19 protein-coding genes are annotated in these 23977 nt (G+C 69.1%); 9 read left to right on the top strand and 10 right to left on the bottom strand.

Annotated elements, in window-relative coordinates; translation table 11 throughout:
* Positions 1–18: 18 nt before the first annotated feature.
* The 6 genes from E1P53_RS09280 to E1P53_RS09305 all read left to right on the top strand — a co-directional run bounded on the left by E1P53_RS09280 (position 19) and on the right by E1P53_RS09305 (position 9753).
* Positions 19–1326 carry an aspartate aminotransferase family protein gene (locus tag E1P53_RS09280; protein ID WP_131734113.1) on the top strand — a complete coding sequence of 436 codons (1308 nt, stop codon included), beginning with the start codon at positions 19–21 and terminating at the stop codon, positions 1324–1326.
* 4 nt (positions 1327–1330) lie between these two features.
* Positions 1331–4396 carry an FAD-binding and (Fe-S)-binding domain-containing protein gene (locus tag E1P53_RS09285; RefSeq protein ID WP_131734114.1) on the top strand — a complete coding sequence of 1022 codons (3066 nt, stop codon included), beginning with the start codon at positions 1331–1333 and terminating at the stop codon, positions 4394–4396.
* On the top strand, positions 4393–5898 hold the full coding sequence (locus E1P53_RS09290) for an NAD-dependent succinate-semialdehyde dehydrogenase (protein WP_131734115.1): 1506 nt from the start codon (positions 4393–4395) through the stop codon (positions 5896–5898). The genes E1P53_RS09285 and E1P53_RS09290 overlap by 4 nt, the downstream gene beginning before the upstream one ends.
* A gap of 115 nt (positions 5899–6013) precedes the next feature.
* The gene (locus E1P53_RS09295) at positions 6014–7207 is read left to right on the top strand and encodes a M24 family metallopeptidase (RefSeq protein ID WP_131734116.1); all 1194 of its coding nucleotides are present in this window, start codon (positions 6014–6016) and stop codon (positions 7205–7207) included.
* Positions 7208–7297: 90 nt separating this feature from the next.
* The gene (locus E1P53_RS09300; protein WP_131734117.1) at positions 7298–8539 is read left to right on the top strand and encodes an aminotransferase-like domain-containing protein; all 1242 of its coding nucleotides are present in this window, start codon (positions 7298–7300) and stop codon (positions 8537–8539) included.
* Positions 8536–9753 carry a M20 family metallopeptidase gene (locus E1P53_RS09305; RefSeq protein WP_131734118.1) on the top strand — a complete coding sequence of 406 codons (1218 nt, stop codon included), beginning with the start codon at positions 8536–8538 and terminating at the stop codon, positions 9751–9753. The genes E1P53_RS09300 and E1P53_RS09305 overlap by 4 nt, the downstream gene beginning before the upstream one ends.
* A 10-nt stretch (positions 9754–9763) precedes the next feature.
* Here the strand turns inward: E1P53_RS09305 and E1P53_RS09310 are convergent, their stop codons facing one another.
* The 4 genes from E1P53_RS09310 to E1P53_RS09325 form a co-directional block, all read right to left on the bottom strand.
* Positions 9764–11158, bottom strand: a complete 1395-nt coding sequence (locus E1P53_RS09310; RefSeq protein WP_131734119.1) for an MFS transporter — start codon at positions 11156–11158, stop codon at positions 9764–9766.
* Positions 11159–11293: 135 nt separating this feature from the next.
* Positions 11294–12076: a GntR family transcriptional regulator gene (locus E1P53_RS09315; RefSeq protein ID WP_131734120.1), complete on the bottom strand. Its 783-nt coding sequence runs from the start codon at positions 12074–12076 to the stop codon at positions 11294–11296.
* Between the two features lie 14 nt (positions 12077–12090).
* The gene (locus E1P53_RS09320) at positions 12091–12597 is read right to left on the bottom strand and encodes a DUF3830 family protein (RefSeq protein WP_006900388.1); all 507 of its coding nucleotides are present in this window, start codon (positions 12595–12597) and stop codon (positions 12091–12093) included.
* Complete coding sequence (locus E1P53_RS09325) at positions 12594–14000, bottom strand: amidase (protein ID WP_131734121.1); 1407 nt, start codon at positions 13998–14000, stop codon at positions 12594–12596. The genes E1P53_RS09320 and E1P53_RS09325 overlap by 4 nt, the downstream gene beginning before the upstream one ends.
* A gap of 55 nt (positions 14001–14055) precedes the next feature.
* Between E1P53_RS09325 and E1P53_RS09330 the strand changes: the two genes are divergently transcribed.
* The gene (locus E1P53_RS09330) at positions 14056–14802 is read left to right on the top strand and encodes a maleate cis-trans isomerase family protein (protein WP_131734122.1); all 747 of its coding nucleotides are present in this window, start codon (positions 14056–14058) and stop codon (positions 14800–14802) included.
* 16 nt (positions 14803–14818) lie between these two features.
* On the opposite strand, the gene E1P53_RS09335 is transcribed toward E1P53_RS09330, so the two are convergent.
* From E1P53_RS09335 to E1P53_RS09350, 4 genes are read right to left on the bottom strand one after another with little or no spacing between them, the layout of a single operon-like run.
* Positions 14819–15766, bottom strand: coding sequence for an aminoglycoside phosphotransferase family protein (locus E1P53_RS09335; protein WP_131734123.1), 948 nt, complete (start codon positions 15764–15766; stop codon positions 14819–14821).
* 47 nt (positions 15767–15813) lie between these two features.
* A complete protein-coding gene (locus E1P53_RS09340; protein WP_131734124.1) occupies positions 15814–16212 on the bottom strand; it encodes a PPOX class F420-dependent oxidoreductase in 399 nt (132 codons plus the stop codon).
* Entirely contained in the window at positions 16209–16964 is a 756-nt protein-coding gene (locus E1P53_RS09345) for a maleate cis-trans isomerase family protein (RefSeq protein ID WP_131734125.1), read from the bottom strand. The genes E1P53_RS09340 and E1P53_RS09345 overlap by 4 nt, the downstream gene beginning before the upstream one ends.
* Before the next feature lie 29 nt (positions 16965–16993).
* Complete coding sequence (locus E1P53_RS09350; protein WP_131734126.1) at positions 16994–17587, bottom strand: DNA-3-methyladenine glycosylase I; 594 nt, start codon at positions 17585–17587, stop codon at positions 16994–16996.
* Positions 17588–17816: 229 nt separating this feature from the next.
* Between E1P53_RS09350 and sigK the strand changes: the two genes are divergently transcribed.
* Positions 17817–18377 (top strand): ECF RNA polymerase sigma factor SigK, encoded by a 561-nt coding sequence (gene sigK / locus E1P53_RS09355; protein WP_131734127.1) that lies wholly within the window; start codon positions 17817–17819, stop codon positions 18375–18377.
* Positions 18378–18397: 20 nt separating this feature from the next.
* Here the strand turns inward: sigK and E1P53_RS09360 are convergent, their stop codons facing one another.
* Both E1P53_RS09360 and clpB read right to left on the bottom strand, forming a co-directional pair.
* Entirely contained in the window at positions 18398–19507 is a 1110-nt protein-coding gene (locus tag E1P53_RS09360; RefSeq protein WP_131734537.1) for a GIY-YIG nuclease family protein, read from the bottom strand.
* 122 nt (positions 19508–19629) lie between these two features.
* Entirely contained in the window at positions 19630–22182 is a 2553-nt protein-coding gene (gene clpB, locus E1P53_RS09365; RefSeq protein WP_131734128.1) for an ATP-dependent chaperone ClpB, read from the bottom strand.
* A 478-nt stretch (positions 22183–22660) separates the two neighbouring features.
* Between clpB and E1P53_RS09370 the strand changes: the two genes are divergently transcribed.
* The gene (locus E1P53_RS09370) at positions 22661–23908 is read left to right on the top strand and encodes an esterase/lipase family protein (protein WP_131734129.1); all 1248 of its coding nucleotides are present in this window, start codon (positions 22661–22663) and stop codon (positions 23906–23908) included.
* Positions 23909–23977: the final 69 nt, after the last annotated feature.

A 23977-nucleotide genomic window follows, 5' to 3' on the forward strand; every position in this document is an offset into this window, starting at 1 on the left:
GGCCGTCACGGTGTACCCATGACCGCGAGCGTTGACTCCCCGTTCCGCACCGACCAGACCGCGTCGCTGAGCCCCGCCCTGAAACAGGCGACGCCGGTGGTCGTCGAACACGCCCAGGGATCCTGGATCCACGGCACCGACGGCCGCGACTATCTGGACTTCACCACCGGGATCGGCGTCACCAGCACCGGCCACTGCCACCCGCACGTGGTCGCCGCCGCACAGGCACAGTGCGCCAAGGTGATCCACGCGCAGTACACGACGGTCATGCATCCGCCGCTGCTCGAACTCACCCGGCGTCTCGGCGGCGTCCTGCCGCAGGGCCTGGACTCGGTCTTCTACGCCAACTCCGGTTCAGAGGCCGTCGAGGCCGCGATCCGGCTGGCGCGCATGGCCACGGGCAAGCCGAACATCATCGTCTTCCAGGGCGGTTTCCACGGCCGCACGGTGGCCGCCGCGAGCCTGACCACCGCGGGCACCCGGTTCTCGGCCGGGTTCTCCCCGCTCATGAGCGGCGTGCACATGGCCCCGTTCCCCTACGCCTTCCGCTACGGCTGGGACACCGACGCCGCCGTCGACTTCGCGCTGCGCGAACTGGACTATCTGCTGCAGTCGCGCGTGGCGCCGAACGACACCGCCGCCTTCCTCATCGAGCCGGTGCTCGGCGACGGCGGTTACCTGCCCACGCCACCCCGATTCCTGCAGGGCCTCCGCGAACGCTCCGACCGGCACGGCATCCTGTTCATCCTCGACGAGGTGCAGGCCGGCTTCGGTCGCACCGGGAGGTTCTGGGGCCACCAGCACGCCGAGGGACTCATTCCCGACATCCTCGTCACCGCAAAGGGTCTCGCGTCCGGGTTCCCGATCTCGGCGATCGCGGCCCCGACCGAGCTGATGAGCAAGGCCTGGCCCGGCTCGCAGGGCGGAACCTATGGCGGCAACGCCGTGGCCGCGGCCGCCGCCATCGCCACCCTCGAGGTCATCGAGAACGAGAACCTGGTGGAGAACGCCCGCGTCCGCGGGGAACAGCTCCTCGACGGCCTCCGAGAGGTGTGTGCACGGCACACCGGAGTCGGCGACGTCCGCGGCCTGGGCCTGATGGCGGGCATCGAGTTCGTCACCACGGACGCCTCGGGCGCCCGTGTCCCCGACGCCGCCGCGGCCCTCGCGGTCCAGCAGGCGACCACCGAGCAGGGCCTGCTGACCCTGACCTGCGGCCCGGCGGCGAACGTGGTGCGCCTCATCCCGGCCCTGGTCGTCACCGCCGAGGAGATCGATCTCGGCGTCGCCCGGTTCGGTGCGGCGCTCGACGCCGCACTAGGTTAGGCCGGTGGACATCGCGACCGAACTCGTCGAACTCGGCATCGATGCCGACGCATCACCGCGCCGGATCGCCGAATACTCCTACGACGCCTCCAACTACCGCATTCCGCCCGTGGCGGTGACCTTTCCGCGATCGGCGCAGGACGTCGCCGCGATCGTGCGGACGTGCCGCCGGGCAGGCATCCCGATCGTCGCCCGAGGCGGCGGAACGTCCATGGCGGGCAACGCGATCGGCCGCGGCGTCGTCATCGACCTGTCCCGTCACATGAACCGCGTCATCTCGGTCGACGCCGAGACGGCCACCGCGGTCGCCGGGTCGGGCATCGTGCTCACCACCCTCGCCGCCGAGGCCAGGAAGGCCACGGACGGACGGCTCACATTCGCCCCGGATCCGTCGTCGGCATCGCGTGCGACGCTCGGCGGGGCGATCGGCAACGACGCCTGCGGCAACCACTCGGTGCGCTACGGACGCACCAGCGATCACGTCGTCGAGGTGCACCTGGTCACCTCCGACGGCCTGCTGCTCACCGCCACCCGCGACGGCCTGTACGCCACCGACCCGGACGATCGCGCCGCCGCGGCACGCGCCGCCGAGATCGCCGACGCGCTGAAGGACCTCGCCGCGGAGAACCTGGCGATCCTGCGCACCGAACTCGAGACGATCCCCCGCCAGGTGTCGGGGTACCACCTCGCACACCTGCTGCCGGAGAACGGCTTCGACGTCGCCCGCGCGCTCGTGGGCAGCGAGGGCACCTGCGCCATCGTGGTGTCGGCGAAGGTGCGGCTCGTCCCCGTCGCGACCTCCCAGCTGCTGCTGTGCGTCGGGTACCGCTCCCCCTCCGACGCCGCGCGCGATGTGCCGGCGATCCTGCCGTTCGCGCCGTCGGCGATCGAGGGCATCGACGAGAAGATCGTCGCCACCATGGCCGCCCGGCGCGGACGCGACACCGTCGCGGGACTTCCCGAGGGGCAGGCGTGGTTGTTCATCGACGTCGACTCCGAAAGCGCTCAGGCGCAGGGCGAATCAGATGTCCCGGCCACGGCCAAGCGGCTCCTCGACCATCTGCGCGCACAGGGGCGCATGATCGACGCGACCGTCGTCGACGACCCGGCACGCCGCAAGGCGCTGTGGCGGGTCCGTGAGGACGGCGCCGGACTCTCCTCGCGTCTCGCCGATCCCGACGACGAGAACGCAGGCAGCGGATACGAGTCCTGGCCGGGGTGGGAAGACGCGGCCGTCGCCCCCGAACGCCTGGCGGACTATCTCGACGAGTTCGCCGGACTCCTGGAACATCACGGCCTGACCGGCGTCATGTACGGCCATTTCGGCGCCGGGTGCATGCATGTCCGCATCACCTTCGACCTGCGCACCCCCGAGGGCCGCGCAGTCATGGAGCGGTTCTGCTCGGACGCCGCGGAACTAGTTGTCCGGCATGGGGGTTCATTGTCCGGCGAGCATGGTGACGGCCGCGCCCGGTCGTCGCTGCTGCCGATCATGTACTCCCCCGCGATGATGGGCGCGTTCGCCCGGTTCAAGGAGATCTGGGACCCGGCCGGCGCGCTCAACCCGGGCAGCATCGTCGATCCGCCGTCGATCACCGCCGACCTCGCGCTGGCCGACGTGCCGCAGCGCACCTGGCCGACCGCCTTCGGCCTCAGCCGGCCCCACCGAGAGGCAGCCCCGGAAACCACCCTCGGCAGCGGGGCCGGCGACACCACGTCATCCGCCACGCCACCGGGGGCGGATTCCGGGGGCGGTTCCGAGTTGCCCCTCCTCGACCCCTTCGTCCATGCCGTGCAGGGCTGCATCGGCGTCGGGCGTTGCCGCGCCGACACGACCGGCGTGATGTGCCCCAGTTACCGGGCGACGCGCGACGAGAAGGACTCCACGCGCGGGCGTGCCCGCGTCCTGCAGGACATGGTGCGCACGGCCCCGTCGGTCGACGAGGGTTGGCGCTCGCCCGAGGTCCGCGAGGCCCTCGATCTCTGCCTGTCCTGCAAGGCGTGCTCCACCGACTGCCCGACCGGTGTCGACATGGCGACCTACAAATCGGAGTTCTTCCATCACCATTACCGGCGGCGCGTGCGCCCGTTGTCGCACTACTCGCTGGGCTGGATGCCCGCGTGGCTGTCGGCCGCGGGCGCGGCCGCGCCGCTGATCAGCCGTGCCTTGTCGTCCGGGCTCGGCCGTCTCGCAGCACGGGCCGGCGGCCTCGATCCGCGCCGCACGATGCCGGCCTTCGCGACCCGCCGCGCCCGCCGAACCCACCTCGACGCGTTGCCGGAGGTGTCGGCGGACTCGCAGGTCATCCTGTTCGTCGACTCGTTCACCAAGGCGTTCCGGCCGCACGTCGCCTCGGCTGCTGCCGAGGTCCTCGGCGCGACCGGCGACCGGGTGGGTTGCACCGCGGACAACTGCTGCGGCCTCACCTGGATCTCCACCGGCCAGTTGGGCAAGGCCGAACGCACCCTGCGACGAACCGCCGAGAACCTCGACGACGGCACCGACCGGCCCATCGTGCTGCCCGAACCCAGTTGCGCGGCCGCGCTCGCGAAGGATCTCCCCGAACTGGTGGCCACCGACGCCGCTCGTCGCGTCGCCGCCCGGGTCCGCAGCTTCGCGTCGTACCTGCCGACCCTGCTCGACGCCGGTTGGCGGCCGCCGGCGCTGCCCGACTCGGTGACGTTGCAGACGCACTGCCACGAGTACGCCGTGTTCGGCGCGCGCAGCGGCGTCGCCGCGCTCGAACGGCTCGGCGTCGAGGTCCACGCCGCCGAGGGATGCTGCGGCGTGGCAGGCAATTTCGGCTTCGAGAAGGGTCACTACGAGGTGAGCATGGCGGTGGCCGAGAACGCCCTCGCCCCCGCCCTCCGCGACGACCCCCGACGCCCGGTCGTCACCGACGGGTTCAGCTGCGCGATGGCGGTCGAGCATCTCGCCGCCGTCGACGACGACCTCGCCGGCACACGTGACGTGCGTGGCGTCCATCTGGCCGAACTTCTCACCCGGGCAACCGCCGGCAACCCGACACCGAAGAACCCCACACCCCCATCGAGGAGCGCCCGATCATGACCTCAGTCGCCGATTCCCCCGTCCGCGAGACCCTCTCGTCGGTCCACACCGATCTCTTCGTCGACGGCCGGTGGGTCCCCGCCGCCTCCGGCGACCGGTTCGAGGTCGTCAACCCGGCCACCGAGGAGGTCCTCGCGCGTGTCGCCGACGCCGACGCCTCCGACGCACGGCGCGCCATCGAGGTCGCGGCGGCGCACCAGGCGGAGTGGGCGGCGACCTCGCCGCGCAGCCGAAGCGAGATCCTCTATCGCGCGTACCAGCTCATCGTCGAACGCACCGACGAGATCGCCGCGGTGATGACTGCGGAGATGGGCAAGCCGCTGGCAGAGGCCAGGGGCGAGGTCGCCTACGGCGCCGAGTTCTTCCGCTGGTTCGCCGAGGAGGCCGTCCGCATCGGCGGCGACCACACCACCACCGGTGACGGCGGTCATCGCATCGTGGTGAGCCGTCAGCCGGTCGGTCCGTGCATCCTCATCACCCCGTGGAACTTCCCGCTGGCGATGGGCACCCGCAAGATCGGTCCCGCGATCGCGGCGGGTTGCACGATGGTGCTCAAGCCCGCCGAGCTGACGCCGCTCACCACCCTGCTGCTCGCCGACATCCTCGTCGAGGCGGGGCTGCCCGCCGGCGTCCTCAACGTCGTCACCACCTCGAACCCGTCCGCGGTGGTCACCGAGTGGATGGAGAGCGGACTGGCCCGCAAGATCAGCTTCACCGGATCGACCGAGGTCGGGAAGATCCTGCTGCGCCAGGCCGCCGGCACCGTCATGCGGACCTCGATGGAACTCGGCGGGAATGCCCCGTTCATCGTGTGCGCCGACGCCGACATCCCTCGCGCCGTCGACGGTCTCATGCTCGCGAAGATGCGCAACATCGGCCAGGCCTGCACCGCGGCCAACCGGGTCTTCGTGCACCGCAGCGTGATCGACGAGTTCACCGAGGCGTTCACCGCGAAGATGGCGGCGCTGAAGGTCGGCGACGGCGCCGCCGAGGGCACCCAGGTCGGCCCGCTCGTCGAACCGAAGGCGGTCGAGAAGGTCGCCTCGCTCGTCGACGACGCCGTGGCGAAGGGCGCGAGGGTCGCCTGCGGCGGACGGGCGCTCGACGGACCGGGATACTTCTATCCGCCCACCGTACTCACCGGAGTCGGCCTCGACGCCGATCTGGTGCGCACCGAGATCTTCGGCCCGGTCGCGGCGATCATCCCCTTCGGCGACGCCGGGCGCCCCGACGACCCCGCCGCCGACGACGAGGTCATCGCCCTCGCCAACGACACCCGGTGGGGCCTGGTCGCATACCTGTTCAGCCAGGACGTCGATCGCTGCGCCCGCCTGTCGGCCGCGCTCGAAGCCGGTATGGTCGGGGTCAACACCGGGATCGTGTCGAACCCGGCAGCTCCGTTCGGCGGGGTCAAGGAGTCCGGCCTCGGCCGTGAGGGCGGCCGTGTGGGCATCGAGGAGTTCCTCGACATGAAGTACACGGCGACCCCGATCCGACGCTGAGGCTCGGGCCGGCGCGCCCCGGCGTCGAGCACCGTCGTGAAGACACCGCGACCTCGAACCGCAGCCCATCAGAACACCGACGCCGACGACCCCTGATCCCGGTGAGGAGCAGCCCATGTATCTCGGTACCCAGCTGTTCACCGACAGCGAGTACGAACAGCGCCTGACGCGGGTCCGTGAGCGCATGGACCGTCAGGGGTTGTCCGCGATCGTCGTCACCGACCCGGCGAACATCTTCTACCTCATCGGCTACAACGCCTGGTCGTTCTACACCCCGCAGCTGCTGTTCGTGCCCATCGAGGGCGAGATGGTCTTCTACGCCCGCGAGATGGACGCCCATGGCGCCCATCGCACCACCTGGTTGCCCGACGAGCAGATCGTCGGATATCCCGAGAGCTACGTGCACCGCCCGCACGTCCATCCCTTCGACTGGGTGGCCTGGTCCCTTCGGCAGCGCCACCTCATCGCGCCGGCGTCGCGCAACGGCTCCGTCGGACTCGAGATGGACTCGCACTTCTTCTCGCCCAAGGCCTATCGCGCGCTGTTCAACGCGATCCCGGAGTGGAAGCTCGTCGACTGCTTCGAACTGGTCAACTGGGTGCGGTCGGTGAAGTCCGACGCCGAGGTCGAGCTGATGCGTCACGCCGGCGAGGTGTGCACCGAGGCCATGCGCGCGGCGATCGACACCATCGACGTCGGTGTGCGCCAATGTGATGCGGCCGCAGCGATCTCGCAGGCGCAGATCACCGGTACGCCGGACTACGGCGGCGACTATCCGGCGATCGTGCCGATGATGCCGACGGGCGCGGCCGCCGACACCCCTCATCTGACCTGGCACCAGGGCACTTTCGTCGAGGACGAGGCGGTCGTCATCGAGCTCACCGGCGCCCACAACCGTTATCACTGTCCGCTCGCACGCACCGTGTCGCTGGGTATCCCGCACAAGGACCTCGACTACGTGGCCAAGGCGACGGCCGAGGGCCTCGAGAACGTCCTCGAGGCGATCCGCCCCGGGGTGGCCACCCGGGAACTCGCCTCCACGTGGAACTGGACACTGGCCAAGTACGGTCTCGAAAAGCCCTCGCGCCTGGGCTATTCCATCGGCATCGGCTATCCGCCGGACTGGGGCGAGCGCACCATCAGCATCCGCAGCGAGGACGAGACCGTCCTCGAGACCAACATGACCTTCCACATCGTCTGCGGGATGTGGATGGACAACTACGGATTCGAACTCTCGGAGTCGGTGCGGGTGAGCCCCACCGGCGTCGAGTGCTTCACCTCCTTCCCGAGGGAACTGATCCAGAAATGACCATCACCCGAACCGACTGATCCGACGACGGCCCGAGTTGCACGGAGCACCGGCGACGCGCCCCGGGCCTGGAGAGATGAGGTGCACGACATGACGACTGCAGCCGAGACCGCACGCGACGTGCGCAACAGTGCCCCGACTCTTCCGCTCGCGGGTCGTGCCAAAGACCTGGTCGGCTCGATGATCGACTCGTCGACCTCGCTGCTGGCCGCCCAGTCCCACGACATCGTGCGCTTCGCGATGGGCTCCCCGGCCGACGAGGCGGTTCCCGCCGACGAGTTCCGCCAGATCGCCGGCGAGATCCTCGACAACACCTCCTTCACCTACGGCGCCACCGAGGGCGAACCGCGCCTGCTCCAGCTTCTGGTCGACTACCTGGCCACCACCCCGGACCCCTCGTCGCACGATCGGCTGGTCATCACCACCGGCGGGATGCAGGGTCTCGACCTGGCGTGCAAGCTCTTCGTCGACCCCGGCGACCTCGTCGTCGTCGAATCCCCCACCTACACCAACGGCAGCGCGACCGCGCTCTCCTACGGCGCACAGCTCCTCGAGGTCCCCGTCGACGACGAGGGCATGCAGGTCGATCAGCTCGAGGACCTCGTCGCGCGCACCCGCCAGACGCCGAAGGCGATCTACACCATCCCGACCTTCCAGAACCCTTCCGGCGTGACGCTGTCGGAGGAACGGCGCCGCGAACTGCTGCGCCTCGCGCACACCTGGGGCGCGATGGTCGTCGACGACGATCCCTACGGGCTGCTGCGGTTCGCCGGCACCGACATCCCCACCTTCCAGACCCTCAGCCCGGGCGATCCGCTCGTCTTCTCGGTGCGGACGTTCTCCAAGATCCTGGCGCCGGGCTGGCGCGTGGGCTGGGTCGACGCCGATCCCTCCCTTCGGCAGCTGCTCATCAACGGCAAGCAGGCCATGGACACCTGCACCAACGTCCCCAACCAACACATCGTCGCCGAGTACATCGCCCGCGGCGGCCTCGAGGACCACCTCGCCGGCATCCGCACGCTCTACCGCGAGCGCAAGGACGCGATGCTCGACGCCATCGCACGCCATCTCGGCGACCGGGTCACCACCACCAATCCCGAGGGCGGCTTCTTCCTGTGGGTGACGCTGCAGGAGGAGTTCGCCGAGATCGACGCCCGCGAGCTCTTCGAGGTCGCGCTCGCCGACGGCGTCGCGTTCATCCCCGGGCCGGCCCTCTCACCGGGCGGCCGCTTCCGCAACTCGATGCGCCTGTGCTTCGCCTCGAGCACCCCGGACCGGATCGACGAAGGCGTTCGACGCCTCACCTCGAGTCTTGAGAAGATGGCACGGTGAGCGATGCATCGGAACCCGACCTGAGCCGAGCCGAGCGGGGCGTTCTCGATCTGATCGACGAGACCGCGATCGTCGCATTGACGACGGCGCTGGTCGAGGCGCCGAGCGAGAATCCCGGCGGCACCGAGGCAGCCGCCGTCGACGTGCTGGAGAAGGCATGTCTGTCCCCCGGTCTGGCCGTCGAAACCCACGAGGTCGCGCCCGCGCGGCCCAACCTGGTCGCGACCCTGCCCGCCGGTGGCGGACCCGGGCTCATGTTCCTCGGGCATTCCGACGTCGTGCCCGCGGGCCCCAACTGGACCGGCGATCCGTATCGGGTCCGCAACCACGACGGCCTGCTCATCGGGCGCGGCACCACCGACATGAAGGGCGGACTCGCCTCGGTCGTCGCCGCGATGAGCGCTCTCTCGCGGGCCGGTGACTTCGGCGTCGAGCTGTCCGGGCCGGTTCGGCTGGTCTGCACGGTCGACGAGGAGGAACACGGCATCGGGGTGCGCGATCACGTGTCCCGGCCCGCCGATCACGAGTTCCTGGGCTGCGTGGTGGCGGAGCCGACGAACATGCAGGTGGTGCGCGGCTGCCGCGGGGCGTCGTACATCGAGATCGACGTGACCGGCCGGGCCGCGCACTCCGGCCGTCCCGCCGACGGCCGGTCGGCCATCAACGCGGCCGCGGCGATCGTCGAGATCATCCGCGCCGATCAGGAGCGCCTGGCCGGGTCCGCCGACGACCTGCTCGGGTACGGCACCTGGAACGTCGGGACCATCGCCGGCGGCCAGGGGATCTCGGTGGTCGCCCCGAACTGCTCCCTCGGGATCGACCGCCGTCTCATGCCCGACGAGGATCCGCACGCCATCGCCGAACAGTTGCGGAAGACGATCCGGGACAGGCAGATCGACACCGACGGGATCACCGTCGACGTCCGCGTGACGATGGAGATGCCCGGCTTCGCCACCGCCGCCGACCATCCGCTCGTCACCACCGCGGTCGGCGCGGTCACCGATGCCGGTGCCGCCACCTCGGTCGGCGGTTGGAGTGCTGCGTGCGACGGCGGTTTCGTCAGCCGCGACCTCGGCATCCCGTCGATCGTGCTGGGGCCGGGCAACATCAACACCGAGGCCCATCAGCCCGACGAGTCGGTCGCCGTCGCCGATCTGGTCACGGCGGCAAAGGCGTACGCGCTCGCCGGGCTGAGGATGCTGGGCCGGTCCTAGCCGTTCGGTCCTAGGCCTTCGTCTCCGCCAGCCGCTTCTGCAGCTCGCGGAAGTCGTTCTCCTTGCTGGGGATCTCGGTGCCCCGGATCGAGCATCCCGCGGTCTCCTTCAGGAACAGCAGGGCGACCATGCCGATCGCACAGGCGCCCATCATGTAGGCGGCCGGGAAGAGGCTCCAGCCGGTTCCCTCCACCACGGCGTCGTTGACCAGCGGGGCGGTGCCGCCGAAGGCCGCGGTCGCGACGTTGTAGGAGATCGCGAAGCCTGCGTAGCGGACCTGGGTCGGGAACATCGCCGGGAAGGTCGCCGAGATGGTGGCCAGCTGCGGGATGTACAACGCCCCGAGGATCACGAAGGCGACGATGGCCCAGGCGAATCCTTGTCCCATCAACCAGTAGAGCGGGATCGCGAGCACGAAGAGCCCGACGAGCGAACCCCACCACATCGGCTTGCGTCCGGTCGAATCCGACCACCACCCGAAGAACGGGATCAGAGCCATCATCGCGAGCTGCCCGATCAGGTTCACCACGCTGGCCGACGACTCGGTGAGCCCGATCGTGTTCTGCAGGTAGGTCGGCTGATATGCCAGCAGCGTGTAGTTCGCGACGTTGAGCGCGATCACCATGCCGAACATGATCAGGATCGGCTGCCAGTAGTGCAGCATCAGGTCCTTGAAGCGCGTCCACGGGGTGCCGGTGATCTCGTCTTCCTGCTCGAGTTCCTGGAACACCGGCGTGTCGTCCATCTGCGACCGCAGGTACAGGCCGATGAGGCCGAGCGGCAGGGCGAACAGGAACGGGATTCGCCAACCCCACTGGTCCATCTGCGAATCCGACAGTCCGAGTTGGAGGAACAGCACGAACGCGGTGCCGGCGCAGAAGCCGCCGAGGGTTCCGAACTCGAGGAAGGAGCCGTACTTGCCGCGCTTGTTGTCGGGTGCGTACTCGGCCATGAATGTTGCGGCGCCGCCGTATTCGCCGCCGGTGGAGAAGCCCTGGACGACGCGGAGCACGATCAGCAGGATCGGCGCCCAGATGCCGATCGACGCGTGCGTCGGCAGGAGGCCGATGAGTGCGGTGGCCCCGGAGATCAGCAGGATCGTCATCGCCAACACGGACTTGCGGCCGATGCGGTCGCCGATCGGGCCCCACACCATGCCGCCGAGGGGCCGGAGGACGAAGGAGACGGCGAAACCGAGCATGGTGCCGATGGTTCCGTAGTCTCCGGGGAAGAACGCCTGGGTCAGATAGACCGACGCGGCGGCGTAGACGCCGTAGTCGAACCATTCGGTGGCGTTACCGATGGCCGAGGCCCCGATGGCCTTGTGGAGGAGCTTTCTGCCTTCCGGCGATTCTGGATCTGGTGCGAGCTCGTCAAACGTGTCTACCGGTTTCGTATCGCTCATCTGCGCTTCCTGGGTTCGTCGGGCCGCCAGCGGGCCCGAGAGGTCGACGCGACCCTGGACAATGCGTGCGACGGCGGACCCCGCTCACGGTGGCGGCTCCTTCACCACCGCGAACATGAAGCGCTCGAGGCTGTTTCAGCTCCCGGCGGCTGCGAGGTCTCCGGCTTCGGGCCCGTCACCGATCAATCTGCGCAGCCCATCGGCCATGTGCGCGATCATCAGCTCGTCCGCCCTGCCGGCGTCCCCCGCAGCGATGGCGTCCACCAACGCCTGGTGTTCGTCGATTCGTTCCTTTCCCGAGAAATAAGTTCCCCGCATGGCTCGCAGGCACATTCGCGTCTCCACGAGTATGGTCTCGTGCAGGCGCGAAAGCCGTTGGCTTTCGGCATGTTCCACCAGGGTTTGATGGAATCTCATGTCGGCTTCGGCCATTCCCACGCTGTTCGGCTCGTCGATGAACTCGCGCATGGCCTCCACGGCCTCTCCGAGGGCGTCGACGGCGGCGGGATCGCCGTGCGCGATCACCTGCTCGACGGCGGCGCGTTCGACCGCCGTGCGTGCGACGTACATGTCGCGGATGTCGTCCTCCTCCATCGACACCACGAACAGACCGCGGTTGCGATGACTCACCAGCAGGCCCTCTGCCGTGAGTCGTTGCATGGCCTCACGCAGAGGCCCGCGACTCACCCCCAGGTCCGCGGCGAGGCCGGACTCGGTCAACTGCGACCCGGGCGGGAAGTCTCCGTTCGCGATTGCATCGTGCAACTTACGCGCGATGATCGCCGGTGTCGACTCCTGCACCAGCGGCGTGAGGACGCGACGACGTGTGGTACCGGCGCGTTTCCGCTGGCCGGACGCGTTGCGGCGACGTCCCGGTTCCTCTGCGCCCGGGGTCTGCCCATCCACCTTCGTCGTCACCGTCTACCTCTTTCTCACCGCTGAAGGCGCGCGTAGGTGAGCGTCTCGCCCCTCGCGCCGCCCATCCAGACGTCGTTGCAGGCAGCAGCAAAGTCTTCCAGACCATCGGTGATGGTCGCGAACACGTTGCCCGGAACCCACCCCACGTCGCCGTTGACCAGCAGATTGTTCCTTCCGTAGAACACTGCCAGATCGACGAGCAGGCGATGCTCGGCCGGTGCGGCGGAAGGGTCATACCCATATGCCGGGTTGTCCAAAACCCCGTCGAACGTGAAATAGCAGAGGTCGCCGGGGATCGGGGTGATCGTGGTGTTCTCCGGCCCCGGTTCGGCGGGCGCGAACGCCGGGAGTAGGGTGTAGACCTCGTTGCGGGCGAACTTGCCGTGGAACACCTGTCCGCCGAGCGGGAGGGCGTCCCACACCGCCTGCGCGGTGCGCGGGGCCTCGGCGTCGAGCAGGCGCGCGACCGCGGTCACGCCTCGCTTCTCCAGCGTCACGGTGATGAAGCGACCCTCGGTCATGCCCTGTCTCCCAACGTGGCGAATCCGGCGGCGGCCTCATAGGCCGCGGCCACCCGGAGGACGACGGCGTCCCGGTGCCGCGCGCCGACGAACTGCACACCCGTCGGCAGGCCGTCGACGAGTCCGCTGGGCACGGTGATCGCCGGTTGTCCGGTGAGGTTGAACGGGTAGGTGTAGGGCGTCCACGACGTCCAGTCCGGCGACGCCGAGCCCTCGGGCACGGTACGGCCGGCCTCGAACGCGACGGTGGGCATCGCCGGGGTCACCAGGATGTCGAACTCCCGGTGGAACAGGCCCATCTGGGTGCCCATCTCCATCCGCAACGCGGTGGCGCCGACGAAGTCGCTCGCCGTGAAGCCCCGGTGGCGTTCCAGCGCCTCCAGCAGCAGCGGGTCCACCTTGTCCTCGGCGCCGTCGCCGAGTGCACGCACCACGACGTCGGCGCCGGCGAACCAGATCACGTGATAGGCCCACACCGGATCGTCCCAGCCGAGATCGACCTTCTCGACGGTGGCGCCGAGTTGCTCGAGCACCGAGACCGCGCGGTCGGTGTTCGCCTGCACGCCGGCGTTGTTGGTCCCGAAGCCGAGATCCGTGCTGTACCCGATACGCAGACCGGACAGGTCATGGACGTCCGCGATGGCCTCGACCGCGGTCTGCGCGGGCGGCGGCAGCGCCGACCAGTCACGGGGATCAGGGCCGCTCAGCACGTCGAGGAGCACGGCGCAGTCGGCGACGGTGCGGGTCATCGGCCCCACGTGCGCGACCGGGGCGAACGGACTCGGCGGATACATCGGGACACGACCGAGTGTCGGCTTGAGCCCGACGATGCCGCAGTAGGCCGCGGGTATCCGGATGGAACCGCCGCCGTCGGTGCCGACCGACAGGGGCCCGAGCCCCGCCGCGACGGCCGCCGCGCTGCCCCCGCTCGACCCGCCCGACGTCCGCTCGGTGTTCCAGGGATTGCGGGTCACGCCGGTCCGCGGGCTGTCTGTGACGCCCTTCCAGCCGAACTCGGGGGTGGTGACCTTGCCGAGCAGCACCGCCCCGGCCTCGCGCAGTCGCGCGACGGCCGGCGCGTCGGTGTCCCACTCCATCTGATCGGGTCGGATCATCAGCGAGCCGCGCAGCGTCGGCCACCCCTTGGTGAGCAGCAGATCCTTGATGCTGACCGGCACCCCGTCGAGTGGCCCGAGGGGCGCACCCGCTCGGAATCGCTCCCCCGACTCCCGCGCCTGTGCGATCGTGGTGTCCCGGTCCAGCAGGCAGAACGCGTTGATCGACGGGTCGACCTCGTCGATGGCGTCGAGCAGCTCGGCGGCCACCGTCTCCGGCGTGAGCTCACCGCTCCGGTAGGCGTCGGCCAACTCCGTCGCACTGAGCCGGCGGGCCGTGTCGGACATGTACCCCCTCGATTGGGTTGGTAGATTGTTGACAATCTACCTTGGAGGTGTTCGGGTGACAACCACCGTCGCGATGCTCTACCCGGGCCACGCCGCCGAAGACGACTACTCGCTCATCGAGTCCGCGGTCTCGACCTCCGCGGTCGGCATCCGCTTGCCGGTGGTGATCACCGATGTCGACTCCGACGACCACACGGTGGAGGCCATGGCGGCGGTCGGTGAACCGGACCGTCTCGCCGACGGCGTGCGCAGGGCCGGGCACCACGATCCCGCCGCCGTCATGTGGGCCTGCACCAGTGGGAGTTTCGTCTACGGATACCACGGCGCCCGCCGGCAGGCAGACGGCGTGGCCGCCCTGTCCGGGGTCCCCACCTCGTCGACGTCACTGGCCTTCGTCGACGCGTGCCTGAGCCTGGGTGTCACGAGCGTCGCAATCGCGGCCACCTACCCCGAACCCCTGGCATCCCGGTTCATCGGGTTTCTCGCCGACGGTGGCGTCCACGTGGTCTCGTTGCGCGCCAACGACATCGAGACCGCCACCGAGGCCGGCGCCCTCGACGGCGACGGACTGTTCGGGATGATCCATGCGGCCGATCACCCCGACGCACAGGCGATCCTGGTCCCCGACACCGCGCTGCACACCGCCACCTGGATCACCGGCCTGGAACAGGAGGTCGGCAAACCCGTCCTCACCGCCAACCAGGTCACCGCCTGGCAGGGCCTGCGGCTGGCGGGTCTGTCACCGACGACACCCGACCTGGGGGTGCTGTTCCGGCAGCGACGCTCTTCGACGAACCGGTAAGCGTTCCGCGCAACGTTCAGTCCAGGACCGCCTTGGCGACCGTGATGCACGTGGTGATCCACTCCCGGTCGCCCATGGCCAGTCCACGAGATGCGTTCTGCGCGTCCACGATCGACCAGTGCGCGTTGAGGATCATCCGCACCACGACCCAGTCGCGGGCACGGTCGGGATCGAGCCCGGCCGCGTCGACGATGAGGTGAAACCGACGACGGATCACGGCACGGAGATCCCTGCCTCCGCCCGGCGGGGGATCCAGCCGATTCCAGAGCATGGGCGCAGGCTCATAGTGCGGATCCCCCGACACCGGGCTCGGATCGATGACCACCCAGGCCCTCTCGCCTCCGGACCGGTCGACGAGGACGTTCTCGTGGTGCAGGTCGCCGTGCACGATCACCCCCACGCTCCCCTCGTCGGTGACGAGGTCCCGCCCGAGCGAGAGCGCCTGCTCGACAAAGCGTCTCGGCACCGGCGCGTCGCGCGGCATGCGCGAGAGCCCGTCGAGCCAACGCCCGAGACGCGTGCTGAGCGTCGTCATCCGTCCGGGCGCCGGGATGTGCAGGGCCCGGTACAGATCCGCGACCGTCGAGCACGCCGTGTCGTCGTCGACGGCGGTGAGGTCTCGGCGTTCGAGGCGCTCGAGCAGCAGGGCGCGCCGTCGAGGGTCGGCGCGCAGCATCCGCACCGCACCCCGGCCGACCCAGTGCTGCAGCGCAAGGGCTTCCTGCGCACCGTCGTCGTCGCCGTCGAAGGCGACCTTGAGGACCGCGGCACGTCCGTCACCGCCGACGACCGGCACCACCAGCGACTCGAAGCCGTGCCAGAGTTCATCCCCGTCGCGGCGGAGATCCCACTCGTCGAGGAGCGCCGACGCGGTGGAGGGCAACCGTCGCAGCCATTCCGACCAGGCCGGGCCGAGCGAGACCTGCGACGCCAGCCCCGGCGGGATGTCGGAATGGGTGATCATCGGCCGATGCGCCGGGCAGGCCCCGCCGACCGCGACCACCGCATCCGCTACTCCCCGGCCGTGATCGCGATGCCGATCGTGCCGTCGGAGCCGCGCCGAATCCTGCTGAGAAAGGTCAGGACGCGGGCCTGGATTCCGTACTTCTCGATGAGCTTCTTGCGGACGTGCTCGGTACCCGCCGAGCCGAGGACGGCGGCCGTACCGGACACGGGCTCGCCGGAGAGGTTGCCGCCGCGCACGTCGCACGCCTGGACGACGACCTTCGGATTCCGCTTGATCCGCTTGACCTTCCACGACTCGGTCTCGGTCCACACGAGCAACCGATCTCCGTCCAGAACCGCCCACACCGGCGAGGAGACGGGCGTGCCGTCCTTGCGGTAGGTCGTCAGTTGCACATACTTCGCAGTGCCCGCCTCACCGAAGGGCGTCGAGTTCGCAGGGGTCATGCCGCAATGCTACGGGCGAACAGGGATTGGGCGAACAACGACTGGGCATGGCACGGCGCCCACTCGGCGGGGCCGGCGCCGAGCACACCCGCGTCCCACAGCGTCGCCCAGGCGGTCACCTGGTTGGCGGACAGGATCGGCTTGCCGAGCTCGGCCTCGAGGTCGCCGAGGATGTCGTAGGTCCAGAGGTTGGTGCAGGAGACGAAGATCGCCTCGGCGTCGGGGTGGTCGGCCGCACGGATGAGGTCTGCCGTCACGGCGTACGGGATGGTCCAGATCTCGTGGTCACGGCCGAGCCCCGCCTGGGCGGCGACGATCCGGCCGGACTCGGCGAGGAAGTCGCACAGCAGCCCGGTGAGCGCGGCGGTGTACGGAGTCGCCACCGCGAGGGTGCCGACGTTCATCAGATCGAGCGCTCGGATCAGCGCCTCGGAGGTCGTCACGGCATGCTGGGCGCCGTTGGCGAGCATGCACTTCGAGATCTCCACCGCCCCGGCCAAGCCGTACACGAAACTCCCCGACGCGCAGGCATAGCCGAAGGCCTTGGGACCGATCGACGAGACGGCACGGACCGCGGCGGCGATCTCCGCGTGGTTGTTCAGGTCACGGCACAGTTCGACGTCGACCGGCGCGTCGATGAAACCGGTCCGCGTGAAGTGGAGCGACACCGAGTCGGGCATCCACCGCCACAGTTCGCGGTCCAGCGCCATGTCGAACGGGACCACCATCCCGATGCCGATCTGCGGTGTCATGCAGGGATGATGGCACATTGTCCGATTGTCTACAATCGTTGCCGACGGGCATCCTCCACCGCATCGCGGATCACGCAGTCGTAGGCGTGGTCGTTGACGATCCCGGTCGCCTGCATCAGCGCGAACATGGTCGTCGGGCCGACGAACCGCCATCCCCTCTTCTTGAGGTCCTTCGACATCGCGATCGACTCCGGCGAGGTCGTCATCGAGTTCGGTTCGTGGTCACGGTCGGGTGCGTATCGCCAGAAGTACGACGTCAGCGATCCCTGCTCGTCGATCAGTTCCACGGCCCGGCGGGCGTTGTTCACCGCGGCCTCGATCTTGCCGCGGTGGCGGACGATCCCCGCATCCTGCAGCAGGCGTTCGACGTCGGCGTCGGTGTATCGCGCCACCTTCTCGACCTCGAATCCCGCGAATGCACTCCTGAAGTTCTCGCGCTTGAGCAGAATGGTCCGCCAGGACAACCCCGACTGGAACCCCTCCAGGCAGACCCGCTCGAACAGGGCGGCGTCCTCGGTGACCGGGAATCCCCACTCGGTGTCGTGGTACGTCGTCTCGGGCTCCTGACCTGCCCAGAAGCAGCGCAACCGACCGTCGGCGGCCATCACCGTATTCTCGGACATGGGCATCCTCCTCCACTCCGGTGCGAGCAGGTTACGCCACGGCCACGACAGAACAGCGCCGTTATCATTCCGTTACCAAAGATTGCGAATCCATCCCGTTGTCCGTGCCGGCAGTGGCTTTTCGGCCCCCGGCTCATAGCGTTGGAGACATCGCACCGAAGAGCACCCCGTCACCCGACGCAAGATCCCGCTCCGGAAGCGAAAAATCCACTGCCCCAAGGAGTTCGTCATGCGTGAAACCGATCTGAACACACTCCTTTCCCGGGTGGCGGCCGGTGACATGGATGCCTTCGCCCAGTTCTACGACGCCACCTGTGACCGGGTGTACGGCATGATCCTGCGGGTCCTGCGCGACCAGGGTTACAGCGAAGAGGCGACCCAGGAGACCTTCCTCGCCGTGTGGCGAGGCGCCGCCGGTTTCGATCCGGCATCGGGCACCGCGCTCTCGTGGATCCTGACCCTCGCCCACCGCCGCGCGGTCGATCGCGTGCGCTCGGAGACCGCCGCGACCCGTCGCACCGTCGCCTACGGCATCGCCGACACCGGCCGCGAGATCGACGAGGTCAGCGAATCCGTGGAGCGCCGCGAGATCGCCCGCCTGATCCACACCGGCCTCGAGACCCTGACTCCGCTGCAGCGTCAAGCCATCGAACTGGCCTACTTCCACGGTCTGACCTATCGCGAGGTTGCCGAGCACCTCGGTGTCGCGCTGCCGACGATCAAGTCGCGCATCCGCGACGGTCTGATCCGCCTGCGGCAGACCGTGCCGGGGTTCGCGGTCTCCGCCTGAGTCGTCACCGACAGTGCGCCTCAGACCTGCCCGTACGGATGCCATCCGGTGGGATTCCACTTGCCGCCGCGGCGCTCACGCACCTCGCGCAGGCTCGTTCCCACGAAGCGTTCCTCGAGTTCGGGATCGGGTCTGCCGGTGTACACCCATCGTTTCGGGTCGAGATTGCCGTCCTCGTCGCGGTAGGTCTCCCAGAAGTCGACCCGGTGCACGGCACGGACGATGTCCTCGGCGAACACCAGGACCGGCAGGTCGGGCACGGTCCGATGCGGCCCCGCCCGCCATCCGCTGCGTGACCACTCGTAGATCTGGTCAGCACTCGCGCCCGGCCGGGCCGCATCGTCGACCTTCACGAGAACGCAGAGCTCTGGTAGCGCCGGGGCGAGCGGCGCGGCGTGACGCAGGATGAGCTCGTCCAGCGGGATCGGGACATCGTCCACCGTTCCCGCGAGATCGGGGGCGTTAATCAGCTCCAGCCCGGACAACCCGGCGAGGTCGCCGGCGAACCGGGCCGCGAAATCCGCCGTCTCCTCGACGGATTCGACACCGGCGGCGCCGTAGCGCAGCACCCAGTGCTCCACCCCGAACCCGTCGGCGTCGATGTCGCCGATCCGGTCCAGCGTCGCCTCCAACACCTCCGGAGAATCCCCCTGCCCGATCACCTCACTCGGGTCCGGGACGGCGCCGGCGAGCGCCGCGCCGGTCTGATGGCGAATCCGGTTTCCGCGTCCGGCACCGACGTAGAACACCGACGAATCGCGGGGATCGACGAGCGCGTAGACGTAGACGCCGAGTACCGTCTGCACCTCCAACGGAACGGGTTTCGGAGGTCCCGGAACCGGGACCCCCACGGGCCGCAAGAGATCGAGCACCGCGTCGACGACGGTCGGCCGGACCCCGAATCCGCCGCCCCGCAGCCCGCCGATGATGGCCTCCCCGGCGCGTTCCCGGTCGACGAAACGCCGCCCGGCGTGCGCATCGACGGCGCGCAGGACGTCGACGATCTCCGCTCGCCGGGTCGCCGGGCCGCGCGGCGCCGACCGTTCCGCGTCGACGTCGAGCATCTCGGCGAAGGCCGCCGACTCGAGGAACTCGTCGAGCGCGGTCACCGGCAGCTCGACGGCATCCATCCTGCGCATGACCGCGATGATGCCAGGGCCGGGCCCGGCTCGCGGGTCCGACTCGCGCCCCGGCACGATGAAGGCCCCACCCTCGATCGAGAGTGGGGCCTTCGTGGCTGGTCGTCAGCGCATCAGCCGAGCACGAGCGATTCGCCGTCGGGGCTGACGTTGACCGGCACGACGTCCCCGTCACGGATCTCGCCCTTGAGCAACAGCTTGGCCAGCTGGTCGCCGATCGCCTTCTGCACCAGGCGGCGCAGCGGACGGGCGCCGTACACCGGGTCGAAGCCCCGGTGGGCCAGCCATTCCTTGGCCTTCGGCGACACCTCGAGGTCGAGGCGGCGCTGTGCCAACCGCTTCTCCAGCTGGCCCAGCTGGATGTCGACGATCCGGACCAGTTCCTCCTCCGTCAGGGCGTCGAAGATGACCACGTCGTCCAGGCGGTTGATGAACTCCGGCTTGAACGCCGAGCGCACCGCGGCCATGACCTGTTCGCGGTCGCCGCCGGCGCCGAGGTTCGAGGTGAGGATCAGGATGGTGTTGCGGAAGTCCACCGTCCGGCCCTGGCCGTCGGTGAGACGACCCTCGTCGAGCACCTGCAGCAGCACGTCGAACACGTCCGGGTGGGCCTTCTCGATCTCGTCGAACAGGACCACCGTGTACGGCCGACGCCGCACCGCCTCGGTCAGCTGGCCGCCGGCCTCGTACCCGACATACCCGGGCGGAGCACCGACGAGCCGTGCGACGCTGTGCTTCTCGCCGTACTCGCTCATGTCGATGCGGACCATCGCGTGCTCGTCGTCGAACAGGAACTCGGCGAGCGCCTTGGCGAGCTCGGTCTTGCCGACGCCGGTCGGGCCGAGGAACATGAACGAGCCCAACGGCCGGTTCGGGTCGGCGACGCCCGCCCGTGCACGACGCACCGCGTCCGACACCGCCTCGACCGCGGCCTTCTGGCCGACGACCCGCTTGCCGAGTTCGTCCTCCATGCGCAGCAGCTTGGCGGTCTCGCCCTCGAGCATGCGGCCCGCGGGGATACCGGTCCACGACGACACGACCTCGGCCACGTCGTCCGGCCCGACCTCCTCCTTGAGCATCACCTGCTGTCCGGCGTCGGCACCGGTCCGCTCCTGGGCGGCCTCGAGCTCCTTCTCCAGAGCCGGGATCCGGCCGTACCGCAATTCTGCGGCCCGTCCGAGGTCACCGTCGCGCTCGGCGCGATCGGCCTCGCCACGCAGATTCTCCAACTGCTCCTTGAGGTCTCGGACCGCGTCGATGGCGGTCTTCTCCTGCTGCCAGCGCGCGGAGAGCTCGCTGAGCTTCTCCTTCTGGTCGGCCAGTTCGGCGCGGAGCTTCTCCAGCCGCTCCTTCGACGCCTCGTCGGTCTCCTTCTCCAGGGCGAGTTCCTCGACCTCGAGCCGGCGGACAACACGCTCGACCTCGTCGATCTCGACGGGGCGCGAGTCGATCTCCATCCGGAGCCGCGACGCGGCCTCGTCGACGAGGTCGATGGCCTTGTCCGGCAAGAACCGGGAGGTGATGTAGCGATCGGAAAGCGTTGCGGCGGCGACCAATGCGGAGTCGGTGATGCGCACGCCGTGGTGCACCTCGTACCGGTCCTTGAGGCCGCGGAGGATGCCGATGGCGTCCTCGACCGACGGCTCGCCGACGTACACCTGCTGGAAGCGACGCTCGAGTGCGGCGTCCTTCTCGATGTACTTGCGGTACTCCTCGAGCGTGGTGGCGCCGACCAGCCGCAGCTCGCCGCGGGCCAGCATCGGCTTGATCATGTTGCCCGCGTCCATCGCCGAGTCACCGGTGGCACCGGCGCCGACGATGGTGTGCAGCTCGTCGATGAACGTGATGATCTGGCCTTCGGAGGCCTTGATCTCGTCGAGCACCGCCTTGAGGCGTTCCTCGAATTCACCGCGGTACTTCGCACCGGCGACCATCGAACCCATGTCGAGGGAGATGACGGTCTTGTCGCGCAACGACTCCGGCACGTCGCCGGCGACGATGCGCTGGGCCAGGCCCTCGACGATCGCCGTCTTGCCGACGCCGGGCTCGCCGATGAGGACCGGGTTGTTCTTGGTCCGGCGGCTGAGCACCTGCACGACGCGACGGATCTCGGTGTCGCGACCGATGACCGGGTCGAGCTTGCCTTCTCGTGCGGCCTTGGTGAGGTCGGTCGAGTACTTCTCGAGCGCCTGGTAGGTCGACTCCGGGTCCTCCGAGGTCACCTTCCGGGTGCCTCGAACGGCGACGAACGCCTCCCGCAGCGCCTGCGGGGTGGCACCTGCGTTGTGCAGGAGCTTGGCGACGTCGGAATCGCCGGTCGCCAGACCGACCATGACGTGCTCGGTCGAGACGTACTCGTCACCGAGTTCGACCGCCAGCTGCTGGGCAGCGGTGATCGCCGCGATCGACTCGCGGGAAAGCTGAGGGGTCGAGCTGGCCTGGGCAACCGTCGGCATGCGGTCGACCAGCGCCTGTGCCTGTGCGCGAACGTTCGACGGGTCGACGCCCACCGCCTTGAGCAGCGGGGACGCAATGCCGTCGGACTGATCGAGCAATGCCACGAGGATGTGGGCGGGCCGCACGTCAGGGTTGCCAGCGCCGGCCGCCGCCTGCACAGCAGCGCTGAGTGCCTGCTGCGTCTTCGTGGTGGGGGTGAAGCTGTCCACTAGCGTGCACCTTTCTCTTTAGTCCAACAGGCTCAAGTATGAGCCATTCGGCAGATGTAACGCCACCAAAGTTGAGTCCATTCCACTCAGGTCTATCTATTTTGTGATCTGCATCACCCCTATGGTGCTCCGATGCGCCTGCCCGCGCGTGGGATCGCGGGTACGCGGCACGATCGCGTGCCGGAACGTGCGCGACACCGGCACCCGACGACCGCTCTGCGGTCCCGCGCCGAACCCGAGCCGGCGTCGGACCCTCCGCCCCCTTCCCCGAGCACGCGGCCTCCGGCCCGTCGCGACGGCAGCCCGACCCGGGCCACCCACGCGACAGGCCTCTGCGCGAGAAGACCTCACGGCCGCACCCTGCAGCACGTGACCAAACGCACGACTGTTCACCGCCGACCACCATCTCACTGGCAAGAACACGCATCCGTGCAGGAAATGCACCCGGCGACTCAGTGGACATACGTACACTGAAACGATGCCCCCTGAACCCGCATCCCATCGCGAACTACCGGCGCTCGCCGCCCTGGCCCGCGAGGAGCTGACCAAAGCGGTGGGGGGCATCGCCACCGTCCACGCGTCCGCGACCGATACCGTCTTCGCCGGTCTACGAGCAGTCGGGGGCTCACGTGTCCGCACGGCGCAGAAGACGCACGACGTCATCAGGACATCCATCTACACGGCAGTCGCGTCGACCGTCGATGTGGCCGGCGACCTGGCCGAGTCGCTGGCGGCATTCAGTGACACCGTCCCCTCCGAGACCAGGCGAGGCGCCGAGACCCTCGGCTTTCTCGACGGGTTGATCGGGGACGAACTGACCGCCGAGGGTTCGCCGCTGGCCCCGGACATCTCGGTTCGCGTCGACGGCGCTGCCGTGCCGATCACGCCCGATGGCCTGGCGACCGCATTCCCCGCGGCCTCCGGGCACCTGACGGTGTTCGTGCACGGACTGATGGGGTCCGAATACACGTGGAGCCTCGGAGGCCGACCCACCTACGGTTCGCGGCTCGCCGACGACCTGGGCAGCACCGAGGTCCTGGTCCGCTACAACACGGGCCGGCACATCAGCGACAACGGTCGTGACCTCGCACGACTGCTCACCGAACTCACACTCTTGTGGCCGGTCCCCGTCACCGGCCTCACGCTCATCGGCCATTCGATGGGAGGCCTGGTGATCCGCAGCGCGTGCCACCAGGCCGTCGCCGAGGACGCGTTCTGGCCCGAGCTCGTTCGACACACGGTCTACCTCGGCACCCCTCACCTCGGAGCGCCGTTGGCGCGAGGAGTCCACCGGGCGTCGGCCGCCCTGCGCTTGTGGCGAACGACCCGGCCGATCGCCACGCTCCTCGGTCGCCGCAGCGCCGGGGTACGAGACCTGTTCCGCGGCGCGGTCATCGACGAGCATTGGCGCGACACCGACCCGGAGGCCTTCTGGCAGCCCGCCGTCGACTACCCGCCTCTCATGCAGGGGGTGCGACACCTCTATGTGACGGCGACGGTCACCCGGCGACCCGACCATCCGTTCGGCCGCATCGTCGGCGACGGTTTGGTGATGACCAGCAGCGGCGGGGGCCGAAGCCGGAAGCAGCATCTCGGATTCGAGCTCGACGACGGTTTCCACGTCGGCGGCGTCGGTCACATGGCCCTGCTGAACAACGATGCGGTCTACGAATGGATGCTCCCCCAGTTGACCCCTCGTCGCGCATTGCCGCCCGGGCGCGGCTGAGCGACACGGCGATCCCACCCACGGGCGACAAACCATGACACGTGGTGTCCCGGGGCCCGTCGAGTTCGC

The organism is Gordonia paraffinivorans (assembly GCF_900683595.1).
In the GTDB taxonomy this organism is placed as follows: domain Bacteria; phylum Actinomycetota; class Actinomycetes; order Mycobacteriales; family Mycobacteriaceae; genus Gordonia; species Gordonia paraffinivorans.